The organism is Polyangium spumosum (assembly GCF_009649845.1).
Classification (GTDB): domain Bacteria; phylum Myxococcota_A; class Polyangia; order Polyangiales; family Polyangiaceae; genus Polyangium; species Polyangium spumosum.
The window spans coordinates 91,816-108,293 of the sequence record NZ_WJIE01000020.1 but is presented as its reverse complement, the minus strand read 5'-3'; the positions used below and the strand labels follow the sequence as shown (position 1 = coordinate 108,293).

Sequence of the window (16,478 nt, the reverse complement as noted above, 5' to 3'; positions counted from 1 at the left end):
TCCTGCCGCAGTGCCATCCGGCTCCGCGTTTGGTAAGCTCGTCTCCGTGATGCGGCCGTGGCGCGTGGATCGAACGGACGAGGAGCGCTCCGAGGGGACGGTTGTCTTGTTCCTCGACGCCGAGATCGTCCAAGCCGCGGCCGAGGTCGATCGAACGCTGATCCAGCTCGCGCTCGGCCGAACGTTGCGGGAGCGGCTCCGCGCAGGAGCGTCGCTCGCGCGTGTGGCGTCGAGGTTCCGTGCAGCACCCCCGGGTCGTTGACTCGGAGGCGTTCCTCGCGGAGCTCTTGGCCGCAGGGGTGGAGTTCATCGTCGTTGGCGGCGCGGCGGCGCTGCTCCATGGAGCTCCGATCACGACGCAGGACCTCGACATCGTCCACCGCAGGAGCCCCGAGAACGTCGCGCGCTTGCTCGACGTGTTGCTGCGCCTGGACGCGGTGTTTCGTTACGACCTCGCCAACCGGCGGCTACGGCCGACCGCGGAGATCCTCGCTGGGCACGGTCAGCTCAACCTCTCGACAACGCTCGGGCCGATCGATCCGCTCTGCGAGCTCGGCGAAGGACAGGGGTACGAAGAGCTCTTGCCTCACACCGTCGTGATGACGGACGGCGAGCTGTCCCTTCGCGTGCTGGATTTGCCGACGCTCATCGACGTGAAGTCGAAAACGGGGCGGGCGAAGGATCGCGCGGTGCTGCCCGTGCTGCTCGCGACGCTGGAAGAGAGTTCGAAGACGCAGCCGTAAGCAAGGCTCGGCGCCGCCTCGACGAGCCCGCGTAGAGCGGATCACGCATGGCTTCGGCTGCCCCACGCCGAAACGAACAACCGAGGCCCTCGCCCCTCGTCGAACGTCGCAGATCAACGTGACGCGTGAGGGTCGAGGCGTTCGAACACCCTCGCGTCATCGTGACGCGGGGGGGTCGCGTGGGCTCGAGACACCGTCGCGTCGACGTGACGCGTGAGGGTCGGCGCGTTCGAACACCCTCGCGTCATCGTGACGCGGGGGGGTCGACGCGTTCGAAGAGCCCCGCGTGACCGTGACGCGCGCACGTCGATCTCGCTCGGACACCCTCGCGTCACCGTGAGGAGCGAGGCTCGACGCGTTCGAACACCCTCGGTCGTCGGTTTCTTGCGCCCTCACCGCCTCAAGCGAGCGCGCTCTCGATCTCGATCTTCCCCGTCAGCATCTTGTGCACCGGGCACTTGTTCGCGATGTCGAGCAGCCGCGCCTGTTGCTCCTCCGTCAGGTCTCCCTGAAGCCGGATCGACCTCTTCGCTACGAACGCGCCCTCGCGCTTCTCGCCCGCGACGTCCACCTCCACCGAGACGAGCGGCCAGCCCTTCCGATCCGCGTACATCTTGATCGTCATCGACGTGCACGCGCCGAGGCCCGCGAGCACGAACTCGAACGGGTCGGGGCCACGATCGTCGCCGCCCGCGCTCGGCGGCTCGTCGCCTCGCAGCTCGTGCGGTCCGACGTGGATCGACTGACCGAACTTCCCCTCGCCCGTCTTCACCGTGACGTTTCGCATGTCCCCTCGTATCGCAGAATCGTTACCTCTCGTCGACCTCGCCTCGATCGTCCGCCTCGCCGAGCAGGGCGTCGCGCGTGGCCTCCGCCGCGGCGCGCAGCACGCGGAAGATCGCGAGATCCGACCAGCTCGGGCGAGGCTCTTCGAGCGGCGTGTCGACCACGATCGTCTCGCCGTCGTCGCTCCGCACGATGCCCCCCGCCTCGTCGAGCAGCCGCCGCATCGGCGCGTTCGAGACGAGCACCGTGGAGCGGAAGACGCGGATGCCACGCTCGCGCGCCGCGCGCGAGATGACGTCGAGCAAGATACGGCCGAGCCCCTTGCCCTGGTACGCGTCGATCACCGTCACCGCCGCCTCGGCCACGTCAGGCTCCTCGGGCAAACGCAGGAACCGCGCGACGCCGACGCCCTCTTCTTCCTTCAGATCGAGCGAGTCCGCCGTCGCGATGATCGCCACGTGGTCGCTGCCGTCGACCTCCGTCAGGTACCGCGCCATCGCGGGGCTCAGGAAGGGCATGTCGGCGAGGAAGCGGCGGTACCGCGACTCGCGCGAGAGCTTCCCGAACGCGCGCACGAGCGCGTCACGATCCTCGGGACGGATGCATCGCAACCTGACGACGCGGCCGTCCTCGAGCTCCCGCGCCTCGTGATACCCCCGGTCGTATTGCACGCCTCAGCATACCGCGGCGCCGTCCGTGCAGAACGGCGCTTCGATCTCCTCGCCGCGCGCTGTTGCCGAACGCCGAACGCGGCGTACCCTGGCCCTTCATGCATGGCTTCGAATCCCCTTTGAACTCGCGCGATTCGGCGCGACGTCTCGGACACGTCGTCGCCTCGCTCCTGCTCGTCGCATGCGGGTGCAGCTCGCCGCAGACCCCGGCCGAGGGCGACACGCGCTCGACCGCCGTCGTCGAGGCCGGCCGCATGCCGTCGGAGGAGGACGGCGCGAACTCCACGTGCGGGCGCGAGACCAACGTGCACGGCGCCGGTTACGACGCCGCCGCGCGCGCGTGCCTCTGGGACGCGTGGCGGAACGGGAGCCCCGCGGGGCTCGTGATCACGATGCACACCGTCGAGGGCGATCCGATCACGTACACGCTGCGCGTGCGGCCGAGCCGCGTCATCGAGGTGGTCGAAGACAACCGCGACAGGTTCGGAGCGCGCGGCGTACACCGCTCGACCTGCAAGGATCTGGAGAGGCGCGCATCCGGTGATCGCTTCGGGTTCGTGCTGCGTGGATGCGAAGGACACGCCGCCGAGATCGTGATTCCCTGAGTCGGCGTGGGTCGCGCCACGTACACACGAGCCCTCGCGAAATGATAGGGTGCGCGCCATGCAGCTGGCGGTGATTGGTACGGGTTACGTCGGCCTCGTGGCCGGCGCCGGGTTCGCGGATTTCGGCAACGACGTCGCATGCGTCGACGTGGACGAGGGCAAGATCGCGCGCCTCCTCCGCGGCGAGGTGCCGATCTACGAGCCGGGCCTCGACACGCTCATCGCCAAGAACACGAAGGCCGGGCGCCTGTCGTTCTCGACGGACGTGGCAGGCGCCATCCGCAACGCCGAGGTCGTGTTCATCGCCGTCGGCACGCCCTCCGCCGCCGACGGCTCCGCCGATCTCTCCGCCGTCTACGCCGTGGCCGAGACCATCGGCAAGAACATGAACGGCTTCAAGGTCGTGGCCACGAAGAGCACGGTGCCCGTCGGCACGGCCGATCAGGTCGAGGCCATCATCTCACGCCACACGACCCAGCCCTTCGGCGTCGCCTCGAACCCCGAGTTCCTCAAGGAAGGCGACGCGATCAACGACTTCATGAAGCCCGACCGCGTCGTGATCGGCTCGAACAACACACGCGCGCTCGAGGTGCTCCGGAGCCTCTACGATCCGTTCGTGCGCACGAGCGACCGCATCCACGCGATGGGCGCGCGCTCGGCGGAGCTCACGAAGTACGCCTCGAACGCGCTGCTCGCGACGCGTATCTCGTTCATGAACGACCTCGCGCTGCTCGCGGAGAAGCTCGGCGCAGACATCGACCGCGTACGCAAGGCCGTGGGCGCCGATCCGCGCATCGGCCCGAAGTTCCTCTTCCCCGGCCCGGGCTTTGGCGGCTCGTGTTTCCCGAAGGACATCTCCGCGCTGATCCACACGGCGCGCGTGATGGGCCACGACCTCGAGCTCGTGCGCGCCGTCGAGGAGGTGAACAAGCGGCAGAAGCACGTGCTCGGCAGCAAGGTCCTGCACCACTTCGACGGCGCACTCGCGGGGCGCGTGATCGGCGTCTGGGGCCTCGCCTTCAAGCCGCAGACCGACGACATCCGCGAGTCACCCGCGCTCACGTTGATCGAGGACCTGCTCGCCGCAGGCGCGACGGTGCGCGCGCACGATCCGCAGGCGATGGACAACGTCCGCCCGCTCTTCGGTGATCGCGTGACGTTCGTGGACACGATGTACGCCGCAGCCGAAGGCGCCGACGGTCTCGCGCTCGTGACGGAGTGGCACGAGTACCGGCGGCCCGATTTCCACCGCATCAAGCGGCTCATGCGCACGCCGTCGCTCTTCGACGGCCGCAACATCTGGGACCCGGAGGAGCTGCGCTCGATCGGGTTCTGGTACACGGGGATCGGTCGAGGCTAGGCGGGGCGACGCTCTCACCCCCAAGCCCCCTCTCCCTCGCGGGAGAAGGGGGCTTTTGTCATTTGCCGCCGCCGAAGCTCGGGCCGCCGATGAAGACGCCGCCGCCGCCACCACCGCTGCCGCAGTCGCTGAAGACGATCAGGAGGATGAAGAGGATGACCACGATCACGATGAGCGTGCCGCATCCCTGGGTGCATCCGCCGTTCTCACCACCCGCCATGAGCGAGGCCGCCGGAGGCTTGATGCCGAAGGCCGCGCCGATGTCGCCCGCCGAGAGGCGCTCGCAGAACGAGTAGGTCACCTCTTTCGGCGTCTGCTCGACGCTGACCTTGCCACCAGGCCCCTCGTACTCCGTCGCCTGGACAGCCTCGCCGATCTCGACCTTCCAGTAGAACTCGCCGACGACGTACTCGGTCTCGGCGCGGACGCTCTGCTTCCAGTTGTAGTGCTGCTGGCGGAACATCGCGGCGCCGCCGGAGACCGCGACCTCGCCAGGCGGGATGGGCGTGACGAGCCACCACGCGCCGTCCTCCTCCATCAGCCACAAGTAACCAACGCGCGGACCCGCATAGAGCAAGTACTCACGCCACCGGTACCGCTCGCCCTCCACGGTGCAGCCGCGGATCGTGAAGCCGATGCAGATGACACGATTGCCACGCAGGTTGCCCTCGGCGCCGAGCGGGATGAACGGCTCGATCGGAGGCTTCGGCGCAGGGCCGAGCGCTCGCAGCGCGCCCTGGTCCAGGTCGCTCGCCATGCCGCAGTAACGGCAGACGATACGCTCGGTTTGTCCCGGGGTGACAAGCGGCAGGTTGCCGCCGCAGTTCGGGCACGCGACGCTCGTGACGTCGGCCTTCGCGGCTTCGACGGGCGCGCCCGAGTCGAGCACCATCACCGCGGGATCGATCTGCCGGCCGAGGTAGAGCTTCGGCGGGATGTTGCGGCCGTCGCCGTAGTCGATCGTGCCGAACGCGCCGTTCGGCGCGGCGATGTCCGCGTAACCCGTGGGCACGCCGGGCGCGGCCACCGCGGGCATCTCGCCTTCGCCGGAGATCACGCGGCGCTGCCCGACCTCCGCCACGGTCCACACGCCGTAGGTGCCGAGGTTGATCTGCTGCCCCGCGCGGAGCGCGTGGATCGGCGGCAGCTCGGGCGGCAGCGGGACCTCGCTCGTCGAGTACCAGCGCCCCTGCGCGCTCGCGACCCAGCACCACTTCCCGCTCATCGGGAACGTGATGAAGAACTCCTGCCACGGCGCGCCGGGCGCGCTCGCGCGATCGAGCTGCACGCGGCCGTCGACGGCGAACGGCTCGCCGCCGCTCCATCGGCCCGTGCCGCCGAGCTGCAGCGGCGACGGGATGTCGACGAGATCGGCCATCCTGCCGACGGCGACGAGGTTCCGGTCGGTGCGTGCGACGACGAAGTTGCAGTGCTTGCAGACCTGCGCCGCGGCGCCGGCGAAGCGGAACGTTATGGGCGCCCCGCACGACGGACACGCCGCCTGGCGGTCGAACGGGCTAGTCACGCCCCGGATGGTAGCCCATTTTCGTCGCGGGCGTGCGCCCTCATGTCACCGGCAAAGCCGACCCGGTGCTAGGAAGGCGCGGCATGTCGCCGCCGCAGTCGCCGCAGCGCCGCTGGGTCCACCCCGCGCTCCTCGCCATGGTGGCCATCATCGCGACCTCCGGGCTCGTGTACGAGCTCGTGACGGGCACGCTGGCGAGTTACGTGCTCGGGGACTCGGTCACCCAGTTCAGCCTGGTGATCGGCCTGTACCTCTTCGCGATGGGTATCGGCTCGTACCTGTCGAAGTTCCTCGAGGACCGCCTCCTCCAGCGCTTCGTCGAGATCGAGCTCTGCCTCGCCCTCGCGGGTGGCCTCTCGGCGCCGCTGCTCTTCAAGGTCTACACGGCGGCGGCGGCGTTCCGCTTCGCGCTCTACGGCGTCGTCTTGCTCATCGGCACCCTCGTGGGCCTGGAGATCCCGCTGCTCATCCGGCTCCTTCAGTTCCAGGTCGACCTGAAGGAGCTCGTCGCGCGTGTCCTCACGCTCGACTACATCGGCGCGCTCATCGCGAGCTTGCTCTTCCCGTCGCTGCTCTTGCCGAAGCTCGGCGTGCACCAGACGAGCCTCTTCTTCGGCCTGCTCAACGCGGTCGTGGCGCTGCTCGCGACGTGGCTCTTCCCGCTCGATCGCGCCGTGACGATCCGCCTGCGCGCGCAGTGTTTGCTCGTGGGCGCCGTGCTCGCCGCGGCCTTCGGCTTCGTCAGTCGCTTCGTCGATCGCGCCGAGACCGTCTACTTCGGCGCGCCGATCATCTACACGGCGCAGTCGCCCTACCAGCGCGTGGTGATCACGCGCTCGCCGCGCACGACGCGCCTCTTCCTCAACGGCAACCTCCAGTTCTCCTCGGACGACGAGCAGCGCTACCACGAGGTCCTCGTCCACCCCGCCGTCGCCGCGCTCGGGCGTGATCCGCGCAGCGTGCTCGTGCTCGGCGGCGGCGACGGGCTCGCGGCGCGGGAGCTCATCCGCTACCCGTCGATCGAGCGCGTCGTGCTCGTCGACCTCGACGCCGCCGTCACGGACGCGTTCCGCACCCTGCCCGTCGCGCTCGAGCTGAACGGCAACGCGCTGAACGATCCACGCGTCACCGTCCGCAACGAGGACGCCTACAAGTTCCTGGAAGAGTCGCGCGACTCCTTCGACCTCGCGATCGTCGACTTCCCCGATCCCTCGAACTACGCGGTCGGCAAGCTCTACACCGACGCGTTCTATCACCTGCTGCGCGAGCGCCTCTCCTTCCGCGGCGTCGCCGTCGTGCAAGCGACGTCGCCGCAGTACGCGCGCGAGTCGTACTGGACCATCGTGCAGACGCTCGAGGCCGCAGGCTGGAAGACGGCGCCGCTCCACGTGTACGTGCCGAGCTTCGGCGACTGGGGATTCGTCCTCGCGGGCGGCGAGCACCTCTCCGCGCCGGGCGCGCTGCGGATCGAACAGACGAAGCTGCGCTGGCTCGAGTCCTCGGGGCTGCCCGAGCTCTTCCGCTTCCCGCGCGACATCGGTCGCGTCGAGGCGCCCGTGAACCGGCTGAACGATCAGAAGCTCGTGTCGATCTACGCGCGCGAGTGGGGCGTCTTCACCCGCTGATGGACCGACGAGCCTTCCTCACGGCGGTCGCGGCGGGCTGGATGGTCGACACGATCCTGCCGAGCAAGGCGCCGATCGCGGGTCGGATCATCGGCGCCTCGCACGGCGTCGGGCACCTCGTGCGGGACGGCGGCGCGCCCGAGCCGAGCGGGCCGGCCGAGCGCGCGGACGTCGTCGTCATCGGCGCAGGCGTCGCGGGCCTCTCCGCGGCGTGGAGGCTCGCGCCCGCGGGGCTCGACGTGCGCGTGCTCGAGCTCGAGTCGTTCGTCGGCGGCACGAGCACGTGGGGCGACGACGGCGCCGCGCCGCACCCGTGGGGCGCGCACTACCTCGCCGCGCCGAACCCCGAGGCGCGCGCGGCGCTGCGCTTGCTCGAAGAGATGGGCGTGGTGCAGGGCTGGGACGCGGCGGGCCGCCCGCGCTTCGATCCACGCGTGCTCTGCCACGCGCCGCAGGAGCGCCTCTTCTACCGCGGCGCGTGGCACCCCGGGCTCACGCCGCAGGACGAGCTCGACGGGCGCGACCGCGAGGAGATGGAGCGCTTCGCCCGCTTCGAGGACGAGCTCACCGAGCGCGTCGGCGAGGACGGCAGGCACCTCTTCCAGATCCCGCTCGCGTTCTCGTCGCGGGATCCGGACACGCTCGCGCTCGATCGGATCAGCATGCGCGCGTGGCTCGATCGCGAGGGCTACACGTCGCCGTTCCTGCGCTGGTACGTGCGTTACGCGTGCCTCGACGACTTCGGCGCCGAGCCCGAGGAGGTCAGCGCCTGGGCCGCGCTGCACTACTTCGCGGGCCGCAAGCTGAAGACACCCGAGCTCGACGGCAGCCACTTCCTCGTGTGGCCCGAGGGCAACGGCAGGCTCGTCAAGGCGCTCTCCGCGAGGGCGAACGCGGCCGTCTCGCTCGGCGCGCTCGTGACGGGACTTCGCACGATCGAAGGCGGTCGCGTCGAGGTGCGCTGGCTCGACGTGCGTGATCGCGCCGCGCGCCGCATCCATGCGCGCGCCGTCGTCGTCGCCGCGCCTGCGTTCGTGACGGCGCGCCTCTTCCCTTCTTCTGCCGCGCGCTTGCCCGTGCGCGCGAGCTCGCCGTGGATCGTCGCGAACATGCACGTCGAGCGCCCGATCGATCCCGACATGGCGTGGGACTCCGTCCTCTACGATGCAGCGGGCCTCGGCTACGTCGACGCGCGCCATCAGCTCACCGAGCTCTCCTCGCGCACCGTGCTCACGTACTACCGCGCGTACGGCGGGCCCGATGTCGTGGGAGCACGAAAGAACCTCGTCACGCTGCCGTGGGAAGAGATCGCGAACGACGTGCTCTGCGACCTCGCGCCCGCGCATCCCGAGCTGCGCGAGCAGATCTCGCGTCTGGACGTGTGCGTGTGGGGCCACGCGATGCCGCGTCCGCGCCCTGGTTTCCTCGGCGAAAAGCCCTTCGAACCGCTCGTCTTGCTCGACGAGCGAGTGGCGTGGGCGCACGCGGATCAGCCCGGCATGGCGCTCTTCGAGGAGTCGCAGGCGTCCGGCGTGCGAGCGGCCGAGGCGATCGCGCCAGCGCTCGGGATCGAGCTCGGCTCGACCTGGTTGTAAAATCCAGGAAAATCGTAGCCATGAGCACAGAACCGACAGGTGAACACCACATTTTCGGGGTTCTGGTGGGCTTGCTGTCCTTCCGGGGGTGGGGTTCGGGGGGTCCTGGGCGGGAAAGGTGACGGGATCTGCTCACCGACCTTGCACGGCGCCCCCCCACCGCGTCTATTGTTCGGCCATGCGAACCCGGTTCGCCGGGATGACCGATGTCGGCCTGATGCGGGAGCACAACGAGGACAACCTCCTCGTGATGCCCGAGTACCATGTCGTCGCCGTTGCCGACGGAATGGGCGGGCATCGCTCCGGCGATGTGGCGAGCCGGCTGGCCGTCTCCACCCTCTCGGATTTCTTCTCGGTCACCGTCGGTCGCGACGGTACATGGCCATTTCCTGCCGATCCGAACTTGACGGAGGAGGAGAACTACGTCGTCACGGGCCTACGGCTGGCCAACCGTCGCATCTTCGATCGTTCGCTCAAGACCATGGCGGACTTCGGGATGGGCACGACGATCGTGACGGCGATGTTCGACAAGAACGCGACGCGCGTGACCGTGGGTCACGTGGGCGACAGCCGTTGTTACCGCATCCGGGGTGACAAGATCACGCAGCTCACGCGTGATCACTCGCTCGTCAGCGACGCCTTGCACATGGCGCCGTGGATGACGGAGGAGGAGATCAAGCGGCTGCCGCCGAACGTGATCACGCGCGCGCTCGGCATCCGCGAGGACGTGCTCGTGGATCTCTTGACCGAGGAGACGGCCGCAGGGGACATCTACCTGCTCTGCTCCGACGGCCTCTCGGGCCTCGTGAAGGACCCGGAGATCTGCGACATCGTCGTGAAGGCCCCGTCGCTCGACGAGGCGTGCCGCGTGCTCATCGAGCGCGCGAACTTCCACGGCGGGCTCGACAACATCACCGTCGTGCTCGCGCGCGTGGAAGCCGATCAGCAGGGCTGACCGACCCTCACCCCAAACCCCTCTCCCGCCCGCGGGAGAGGGGTTTTTGTTGCTTGCAGCGGGGCAAGCGACGCCTACAGCAAGAACTGATCGCCGATCTTCATGACCTCGAGGCTCACGCCTTCGAGCGCCGCGCACTCGCGCTCCACCTCGGCCTGGAACACCGGCTTGATGTGGTAGAGCAGCGTCGGCAGATCCTGCGGCCTGCGGAGCTTCTTCAGGTCGGCGCGTAACGTCTGCGGCGTGTGGTGACCGCTCACCGTGGCGAGGCGCTGCTCGCGGTTCGGGAAGCTCACCTCCATGAGCAGCGCGCGCAGGTTCGGCTGCTCGTCGAGCACCTGCCACAACCTGTCCGTCGGGCCCGTGTCGCCGCTGTAGGCGATGGCGCCGCCCGGCGCCTCGATCACGAACGCTGCGCTCTCGATCGTGTGGCTCACCATGATCGCGCGCACGTTGCAGCCCGCGAGGGGCACCGGCATCTCCGGCGTGAGCTCGAGGTAGCGGATCGTCGGGTTGTCCGGCGTCGGGATCGTCGCGAAATCGGGCCAGAGCTCGTTGTTGAAGAAGTGCTGCCGCAGGATGCGGATCGTCTCGCGCGTGCCCGCGACGATGAGCGGAGGCGCGCCCATCTGGCAGCGGTTGTCGGCGAGCGTCGCGAGATCGCGGATGTGATCGAGGTGCGCGTGGCTGACGAGGCAACCCTCGAGCTTGAGCTGGCCCTCGACCTCGAGCCCGCTCGTCAAGGAGCCCGCGTCGATCGCCAGGCGCTCGTCGAGGATGAAGGCGCTCGTGCGGTGCTTCGGGGTCTCGCCGCCGTGGCAGCCGATGACGCGGAGATCCACTCGGCTCAGCCTTCCCCGCCGAACTTCTGCGGCATCTCGAGGAACTCGACGAAGTCCTGGAGCCTGCCGACGTCGGCGACCACGATGCCCCCCGGCACCTCGCTCGCGAGGCGCAACCTGCGCAGCCGGAGCATCACGTCCGACGCCGCGACCGCGTCCACGCCGACGTCACGCGCGAGGTCCTCCGCGCGTGTACGGATCAGGATCCCGTCGGCCGTCTTCTCGCCGAACGCCTCCGCGCTCCGCGCCAGCGCGAGCATGATCCGCGCCTTCGGATCGCGGTGCATGAGCACCTCGATGAGCGCGTCCGCGGAGTCGAGCCGCTTCGCGAGCTTCTTGATGAGGCGCATCGCGATCTCGGAGTTGCCCGCGACCATCTTCTCGAGCGTCTTCGCCTCGATCAGCAGGCAGCGCGTCGTCTCCGTGACCGTGGCCGTCGCGCTGCGCGGCTTGCCGTTCAGGATCGCGAGCTCGCCGAGGAACTCGCCCGGGCCGAGCACCGCGATCACGCGCTCTTCGCCGGCGATCAACTTGGTGATGCGGACGGAGCCGGACTGGATCACGTACATCACGTCGCCGGGATCGCCCTCGCGGCACAGTATGTCCCCGGCTGAGAACTCGCGGCCAAACCGGGCGAAGAGCGGGTCCGACATCGTGGGGGGAGTTTACCGCCATACGGCAGGCCGGGTCAAAAACCGGAGGCCCTCCTGCCGAGCCCGCCGAAAAACGAAAGCCCCGGACGTCGAGGACGTCCGAGGCTTCCGTGCTCGGATACGGGGCTCTGGGGCGATCAACCCATGTCGAAGTCGCCCATGCCGCCCATGCCGCCCATGCCGCCCATGCCGCCCATGCCGCCCATGCCGCCCATGCCGCCCATGCCGCCCATGCCGCCGCCGCCGGCTGCGGCCGCGGTTTCCTTCTTGGGCTTGTCGGCGACGAGCGCCTCGGTGGTGAGCATCAGGGCCGCCACGCTGGAGGCGTTGGCGAGCGCGTGGTGCACGACCTTGGCCGGGTCGATGACACCGGCGGCGAAGAGGTCCTCGTAGGTGTCGGTCGCGGCGTTGTAGCCGAACGTGCCCTGCGCGGAGCGGACCTTCTCGACGACGACGCTGCCGTCGATGCCGGCGTTCGTGGAGATCTGACGGATCGGCGCCTCGGCGGACTTGCGCACGATGCGCACGCCGACGTCGCGCTCGTCGCCGAACTTGAGGTTGTCGAGCACCTTCGAGGCGCGGAGCAGCGCGACGCCGCCGCCGACGACGATGCCCTCCTCGACGGCCGCGCGCGTGGCGTGCAGCGCGTCCTCGACGCGGGCCTTCTTCTCCTTCATCTCGACCTCGGTCGCCGCGCCGACGCGCACGACGGCGACGCCGCCCGCGAGCTTCGCGAGGCGCTCCTGGAGCTTCTCGCGATCGTAGTCGCTCGACGTGTCGGCGATCTGCTTGCGGATCGACTCGATGCGGGCCTTGATCGCGGCCTTGTCGCCGGCGCCGTCGACGATGACGGTGTTGTCCTTGTCGATCTCGACGCGGCGGGCCGTGCCGAGGTCACGCAGCGTGGCGGTGTCGAGCTTCTGGCCGAGGTCTTCCATGAAGGCCGTCGCGCCCGTCAGGGTCGCGATGTCCTTCAGCATCTCCTTGCGGCGATCGCCGAAGCCGGGCGCCTTGATGGCGGCGACCTTGAGCGTGCCGCGCAGCTTGTTCACGACGAGCGTCGCGAGCGCCTCGCCCTCGATGTCCTCGGCGATGATGAGGACCTCGCGGCCGTGCTTGACGACCTGCTCGAGGACGGGGAGGAGATCCGCCATCGACGAGATCTTCTTCTCGTTCACGAGGATGAGCGGGTTGTTGAGGACCGTCTTCATCTTCTCGGGATCGGTGACGAAGTACGGCGAGAGGTAGCCGCGGTCGAACTGCATGCCCTCGACCGCGTCGAGCTCGGTCGACATGCGCTTGTTCTCTTCGACCGTGATCACGCCCTCCTTGCCGACCTTCTCCATCGCCTCGGCGAGGATGTTGCCGATCTCCTTGTCGCCGTTGGCGCTGATGGTGGCGACCTGCGCGATCTGCTCCTTGTCCTTGGTCGGGACGGCTTGCTTCTTCAGCTCCTCGAGGATCGCGGCGACGGCGGCGTCGATGCCGCGCTTGAGGTCCATCGGGTTGTGGCCGGCTTCGACGAGGCGGAGGCCCTCGTTGTAGATGGCCTGGGCGAGGACGGTCGCGGTGGTCGTGCCGTCGCCGGCCTTGTCGCTCGTCTTCGAGGCGACCTCGCGGACCATCTGGGCGCCCATGTTCTCGAGCTTCGAGTGCAGCTCGATCTCCTTCGCCACGGTGACGCCGTCCTTCGTGACGACGGGCGAGCCCCAGCTCTTCTCGATGACGACGTTCCGGCCCTTCGGCCCGAGCGTCACCTTCACGGCCTCGGCGAGCGTGTTGACGCCCCGGAGGATCGCGGCGCGCGCGCTACGGCTGTAAATGATCTGCTTCGCGGACATGGATCTTCTTCCCTTTGGGGTTGGTGAGGAGGAGGGCGGGGGCGCGAGGGCTAGCTCGCGGAGCCTTCGCCGCCGGTGACGGCGAGCAGGTCGTCCTCGCGGAGGAGCACGAAGTCCTCGCCGTCGATCTTCACCTCGTTGCCGGCGTACTTGCCGAAGAGGACGACGTCGCCGACCTTGATGTCGAGCGGCCGGAGCTTGCCGTCGCGGAGCAGCTTGCCGTTGCCCACGGCCACCACGCGCCCCTCGATGGGCTTCTCCTTGGCCGAATCCGGGATGATGATCCCACCCTTCGTCTTGGTCTCGCTCTCGAGACGCTTGACCACGATGCGGTCGTGCAGCGGCCTGATCTTCATGATGGCTTCCTCGTCAGTCTGTGTGCTGGGCACCGGCGGGCCGACCCCCCTCGCCCGTGGCTGTTGGCCACGAAGGACGTCGAGCACCAACGCCGCTGGCACTCGGCCATGCCGGTGGCTAAAACCGGCCGGGAAAATAGATCCCCCCTTTCCACCGTCAAGCCCGCCCTGGCCCGACTGGTCGTTTTTCCGAAGGCGCGCGCACGTCCAGGGAGGGCGCCGGAGATCCGTTTTTGACGGTCGCGGCGGACGCCGATGCACCACCCGGGTCCAAATTGAACGGAATTCCCGAACGATCTCGCGACGTTCCGAACATACGCGAAGAAGTGCTTGACAGGGCCGACGGGTCGGCTAATTTGCGCGGCCCGTGGACGACGGAGCGACTGCTCCGGTGCTCCGCCGGTCCCTTGGCCCCCCAGGCCTTTGGGAAAGCCGGTCCTTGGGGGATCGTCTAATGGCAGGACGACGGTTTCTGGCACCGTCTATCAAGGTTCGAATCCTTGTCCCCCAGCCCGAAGTCGGCTAAGAAGTGTCGCCGACGGATTTGAAAACTGGTCCCATCGTCTAGCGGTTAGGACACCGGCCTCTCACGTCGGTAACGCGGGTTCAATTCCCGCTGGGATCGCCAGCTCAATCCAAAAAACGAAAACGGCACCTTCGGGTGCCGTTTTTCGTTTTGTACGCTCGGACCATGAAGGCGCTCCAGTGCAAAGGCGACGGCGTCGCGCTCGCCGAGGTCCCCGATCCCGAGCCCACGCCGGGCGAGGTCGTCGTTGATGTCCGGTCGGCCGGCATCTGCAATACCGACCTGGAGCTCGCCCGCGGATACATGGGCTTCCGCGGCGTGCTCGGGCACGAGGTCCTCGGCGTGCACGCAGGCAAGCGGGTCGTGATGGAGATCAACTGCGCCTGCGGGCGCTGCGCGACCTGCCGCGCGGGCGGGCGCAACCATTGCCCCACGCGCACCGTGCTCGGCATCCTCGGCCGCGACGGCGGGATCGCCGAGGCCGTGCGGATCCCCGAGGAGAACCTGCATTTCTTGCCAGATTCGATCCCCGACGAGAGCGCCGCCTTCATCGAGCCGCTCGCCGCCGCGCTGCACGCCTTCGACGAGGCCGCGCCGAGGCCGGGCGACCGCGTCTGCCTGCTCGGCGACGGCAAGCTCGGCCTGCTCACGGGGCTCGCCCTCGCCGCGCGGCGCGGGGATCTCGGCCGCGCCGTCGCCGTGGGCCGACACCGGGACAAACTCGCGATCCTGGAGGCCGCGGGGCTCGACGTCGCGCTCGAATCCGGTTTTTCCGAGGCGGCTTTTGATATCGTCGTGGAGGCGACGGGGCACCCCTCGGGGCTCGCCCGCGCGCTCGCCCTCGTGAAGCCCCGCGGGACGATCGTCCTGAAGAGCACGTATGCAGGGGTCGCGAACGTGGACCTCGCGCCGGCCGTGATCCACGAGATCAAGATCGTCGGCTCGCGTTGCGGCGATTTCCAGCGCGCCATCGACGTGCTCGCGCGAGGCCAGGTCGACCCGCGACCCCTCATCTGCGCGCGGTATCCGCTCGCCGACGCCGAGCGCGCGTTCTCGCGCGCGGCCGAGCCGGGCGCCTTGAAGGTCCTCGTCGTCCCCTGAATCAGGCCGACACGAGCACGACCTTCGTCACCTCCGGCGGCGCGCCGATCCGCGCCGGCGGGCCCGCCGTGCCGAAGCCGCGGTTCACCCAGAGCCGCGAACCCTCACGCTCGTAGAGCCCCGCGACGTATCCATGAGGCAGGACGACCTTGCCCGGCTGCAATACACCGAGGTTGACCTGCCCGCCGTGCGTGTGCCCGGAGAGCTGCAAGGCCACCTGGCCCGCGGCCTCCGGGAAAAACACGGGGTTGTGACAAAGAAGGACACGCGGAAGGTCCTTCGGCACCTTCGTGATCGCGGCGCCGAGATCCGGCCCCATCCCGCGGCCCCGGCGCCGCGCCCACACGTCCTCCACGCCGAGCAGCGCGAGCCCGTCCTTTTCGTCGCCGATCACGAGGCCGTCATTCCGCAAGACCCGCGCGCCGGCCGCCGTGAGCGCCGAGACGACGTCGTCGATCCCCGCATACCAGTCGTGATTGCCCGGGATCGCCACGACGCCGTCCTTCGCGAGCGGCGCGAGCCTCCGGACGAGGCGCCCGAGCATCTCGGCGTACCTCGCGTCGTTGTCGACGAGATCCCCCGTGAGCACGACCCGATCGGGCCGCGCCTTGCGCACGAGCTCCTCGGCCGCGCGCATCTCGGCCTCGCCGACGAACGTGCCGAAATGAATGTCTGAGAGCTGGACGAGGGTATACCCGTCGAGGCGCCTCGAGAGGCCCGGGATGCGGACGGGCACCTCCTCGATCACGTAATCGTGTCGCCCGAAGAGCAGGCCATAAAAAGAGCTGCCCGAGCCCACGAACAGCGCCGATCCCGTGACGGCCTGGCCAAGAAAAACCCTGCGCGTGGGGAGCTGCGCGGGGGGCGGCGTGGGCTCCGGGGGCGCCGACGTCCTGGCCTCGGGCGCGGGCGCCGCGGGCGCGTTCGCGACGCCGAGCGCGGGCGCGGGCGTGGGCGCGGGCTTCACGCGTGACGCGAGCCACTGGAAAGGCAAGGCCCCGAGCTTCACGAGGTCCACGAGCAGGAGCAACCCCGTGCTGATCAGCAGGGCGAGCAGCAGCGTGAAGGCGACCTCGCCGAGCGGGCGCAGGCCGAGGGCGCGCGCGGCGATCATCGACGCGATGGCGCCGAAGACCACGGCGAGGCCGATACGTTCGGCCTTGACGCCGAGCCCGAACGTTCGCTTGACCCGGCGGCCGACGTACAGGCCCGCCCCGATCAGGACGAGCGTGACGATCACGAAAAAGAAGCCGATCCTCATACGCTCCCGTGCCCTCGACCGCGGAGCGTAGCG

At 69.1% G+C, this 16,478-nt stretch carries 16 protein-coding genes and 2 tRNA genes; 10 read left to right on the top strand and 8 right to left on the bottom strand.

The features are described from left to right. Positions 1 to 46: 46 nt before the first annotated feature. Together GF068_RS38485 and GF068_RS38480 are read left to right on the top strand one after the other, a co-directional pair. Positions 47 to 262 carry a hypothetical protein gene (locus GF068_RS38485; protein ID WP_153824543.1) on the top strand — a complete coding sequence of 72 codons (216 nt, stop codon included), beginning with the start codon at positions 47 to 49 and terminating at the stop codon, positions 260 to 262. Next, positions 240 to 743 (top strand): hypothetical protein, encoded by a 504-nt coding sequence (locus tag GF068_RS38480; protein WP_153824542.1) that lies wholly within the window; start codon positions 240 to 242, stop codon positions 741 to 743. The genes GF068_RS38485 and GF068_RS38480 overlap by 23 nt, the downstream gene beginning before the upstream one ends. A gap of 400 nt (positions 744 to 1,143) precedes the next feature. Here the strand turns inward: GF068_RS38480 and GF068_RS38475 are convergent, their stop codons facing one another. Both GF068_RS38475 and GF068_RS38470 read right to left on the bottom strand, forming a co-directional pair. After that, the gene (locus GF068_RS38475; RefSeq protein WP_153824541.1) at positions 1,144 to 1,530 is read right to left on the bottom strand and encodes an OsmC family protein; all 387 of its coding nucleotides are present in this window, start codon (positions 1,528 to 1,530) and stop codon (positions 1,144 to 1,146) included. Between the two features lie 22 nt (positions 1,531 to 1,552). Then, complete coding sequence (locus GF068_RS38470; protein WP_153824540.1) at positions 1,553 to 2,200, bottom strand: GNAT family N-acetyltransferase; 648 nt, start codon at positions 2,198 to 2,200, stop codon at positions 1,553 to 1,555. Between the two features lie 98 nt (positions 2,201 to 2,298). On the opposite strand from GF068_RS38470, the gene GF068_RS38465 reads away from it, so the two are divergent. After that, a complete protein-coding gene (locus tag GF068_RS38465) occupies positions 2,299 to 2,805 on the top strand; it encodes a DUF4362 domain-containing protein (protein WP_153824539.1) in 507 nt (168 codons plus the stop codon). Positions 2,806 to 2,863: 58 nt separating this feature from the next. After that, on the top strand, positions 2,864 to 4,165 hold the full coding sequence (locus GF068_RS38460) for a UDP-glucose dehydrogenase family protein (RefSeq protein ID WP_153824538.1): 1,302 nt from the start codon (positions 2,864 to 2,866) through the stop codon (positions 4,163 to 4,165). A 58-nt stretch (positions 4,166 to 4,223) separates the two neighbouring features. Here the strand turns inward: GF068_RS38460 and GF068_RS38455 are convergent, their stop codons facing one another. After that, entirely contained in the window at positions 4,224 to 5,690 is a 1,467-nt protein-coding gene (locus tag GF068_RS38455) for a DUF4178 domain-containing protein (RefSeq protein ID WP_338046746.1), read from the bottom strand. A gap of 83 nt (positions 5,691 to 5,773) precedes the next feature. Here GF068_RS38455 and GF068_RS38450 point away from each other — a divergent pair, with 83 nt between their 5' ends. The 3 genes from GF068_RS38450 (at position 5,774) to GF068_RS38440 (ending at position 9,865) form a co-directional block, all read left to right on the top strand. Further along, the gene (locus GF068_RS38450) at positions 5,774 to 7,315 is read left to right on the top strand and encodes a polyamine aminopropyltransferase (protein WP_153824537.1); all 1,542 of its coding nucleotides are present in this window, start codon (positions 5,774 to 5,776) and stop codon (positions 7,313 to 7,315) included. Then, positions 7,315 to 8,910 (top strand): NAD(P)/FAD-dependent oxidoreductase, encoded by a 1,596-nt coding sequence (locus tag GF068_RS38445; protein ID WP_153824536.1) that lies wholly within the window; start codon positions 7,315 to 7,317, stop codon positions 8,908 to 8,910. Before GF068_RS38450 ends, GF068_RS38445 begins: the two co-directional genes overlap by 1 nt. Positions 8,911 to 9,088: 178 nt before the next feature. Then, positions 9,089 to 9,865, top strand: a complete 777-nt coding sequence (locus GF068_RS38440) for a PP2C family protein-serine/threonine phosphatase (protein ID WP_153824535.1) — start codon at positions 9,089 to 9,091, stop codon at positions 9,863 to 9,865. A gap of 74 nt (positions 9,866 to 9,939) precedes the next feature. Here GF068_RS38440 and GF068_RS38435 read toward each other — a convergent pair whose 3' ends face one another. From GF068_RS38435 to groES, 4 genes are all read right to left on the bottom strand, one after another. Then, positions 9,940 to 10,707, bottom strand: a complete 768-nt coding sequence (locus GF068_RS38435) for an MBL fold metallo-hydrolase (protein WP_338046745.1) — start codon at positions 10,705 to 10,707, stop codon at positions 9,940 to 9,942. Positions 10,708 to 10,712: 5 nt separating this feature from the next. Further along, positions 10,713 to 11,360, bottom strand: a complete 648-nt coding sequence (locus GF068_RS38430; RefSeq protein WP_153824533.1) for a Crp/Fnr family transcriptional regulator — start codon at positions 11,358 to 11,360, stop codon at positions 10,713 to 10,715. A 137-nt stretch (positions 11,361 to 11,497) separates the two neighbouring features. Continuing rightward, entirely contained in the window at positions 11,498 to 13,201 is a 1,704-nt protein-coding gene (groL, locus tag GF068_RS38425) for a chaperonin GroEL (protein ID WP_153824532.1), read from the bottom strand. A gap of 50 nt (positions 13,202 to 13,251) precedes the next feature. Further along, positions 13,252 to 13,557, bottom strand: a complete 306-nt coding sequence (groES, locus tag GF068_RS38420; RefSeq protein ID WP_153824531.1) for a co-chaperone GroES — start codon at positions 13,555 to 13,557, stop codon at positions 13,252 to 13,254. A gap of 440 nt (positions 13,558 to 13,997) precedes the next feature. Between groES and GF068_RS38415 the strand changes: the two genes are divergently transcribed. The 3 genes from GF068_RS38415 to GF068_RS38405 all read left to right on the top strand — a co-directional run bounded on the left by GF068_RS38415 (position 13,998) and on the right by GF068_RS38405 (position 15,184). Next, positions 13,998 to 14,068 (top strand) — tRNA-Gln (locus GF068_RS38415). 42 nt (positions 14,069 to 14,110) lie between these two features. Beyond that, positions 14,111 to 14,185: transfer RNA gene (locus GF068_RS38410), tRNA-Glu, on the top strand. Positions 14,186 to 14,248: 63 nt separating this feature from the next. Next, positions 14,249 to 15,184: an alcohol dehydrogenase catalytic domain-containing protein gene (locus tag GF068_RS38405; protein ID WP_153824530.1), complete on the top strand. Its 936-nt coding sequence runs from the start codon at positions 14,249 to 14,251 to the stop codon at positions 15,182 to 15,184. Between the two features lies 1 nt (position 15,185). Here GF068_RS38405 and GF068_RS38400 read toward each other — a convergent pair whose 3' ends face one another. Beyond that, positions 15,186 to 16,445, bottom strand: coding sequence for a metallophosphoesterase (locus GF068_RS38400; RefSeq protein ID WP_153824529.1), 1,260 nt, complete (start codon positions 16,443 to 16,445; stop codon positions 15,186 to 15,188). Positions 16,446 to 16,478: the final 33 nt, after the last annotated feature.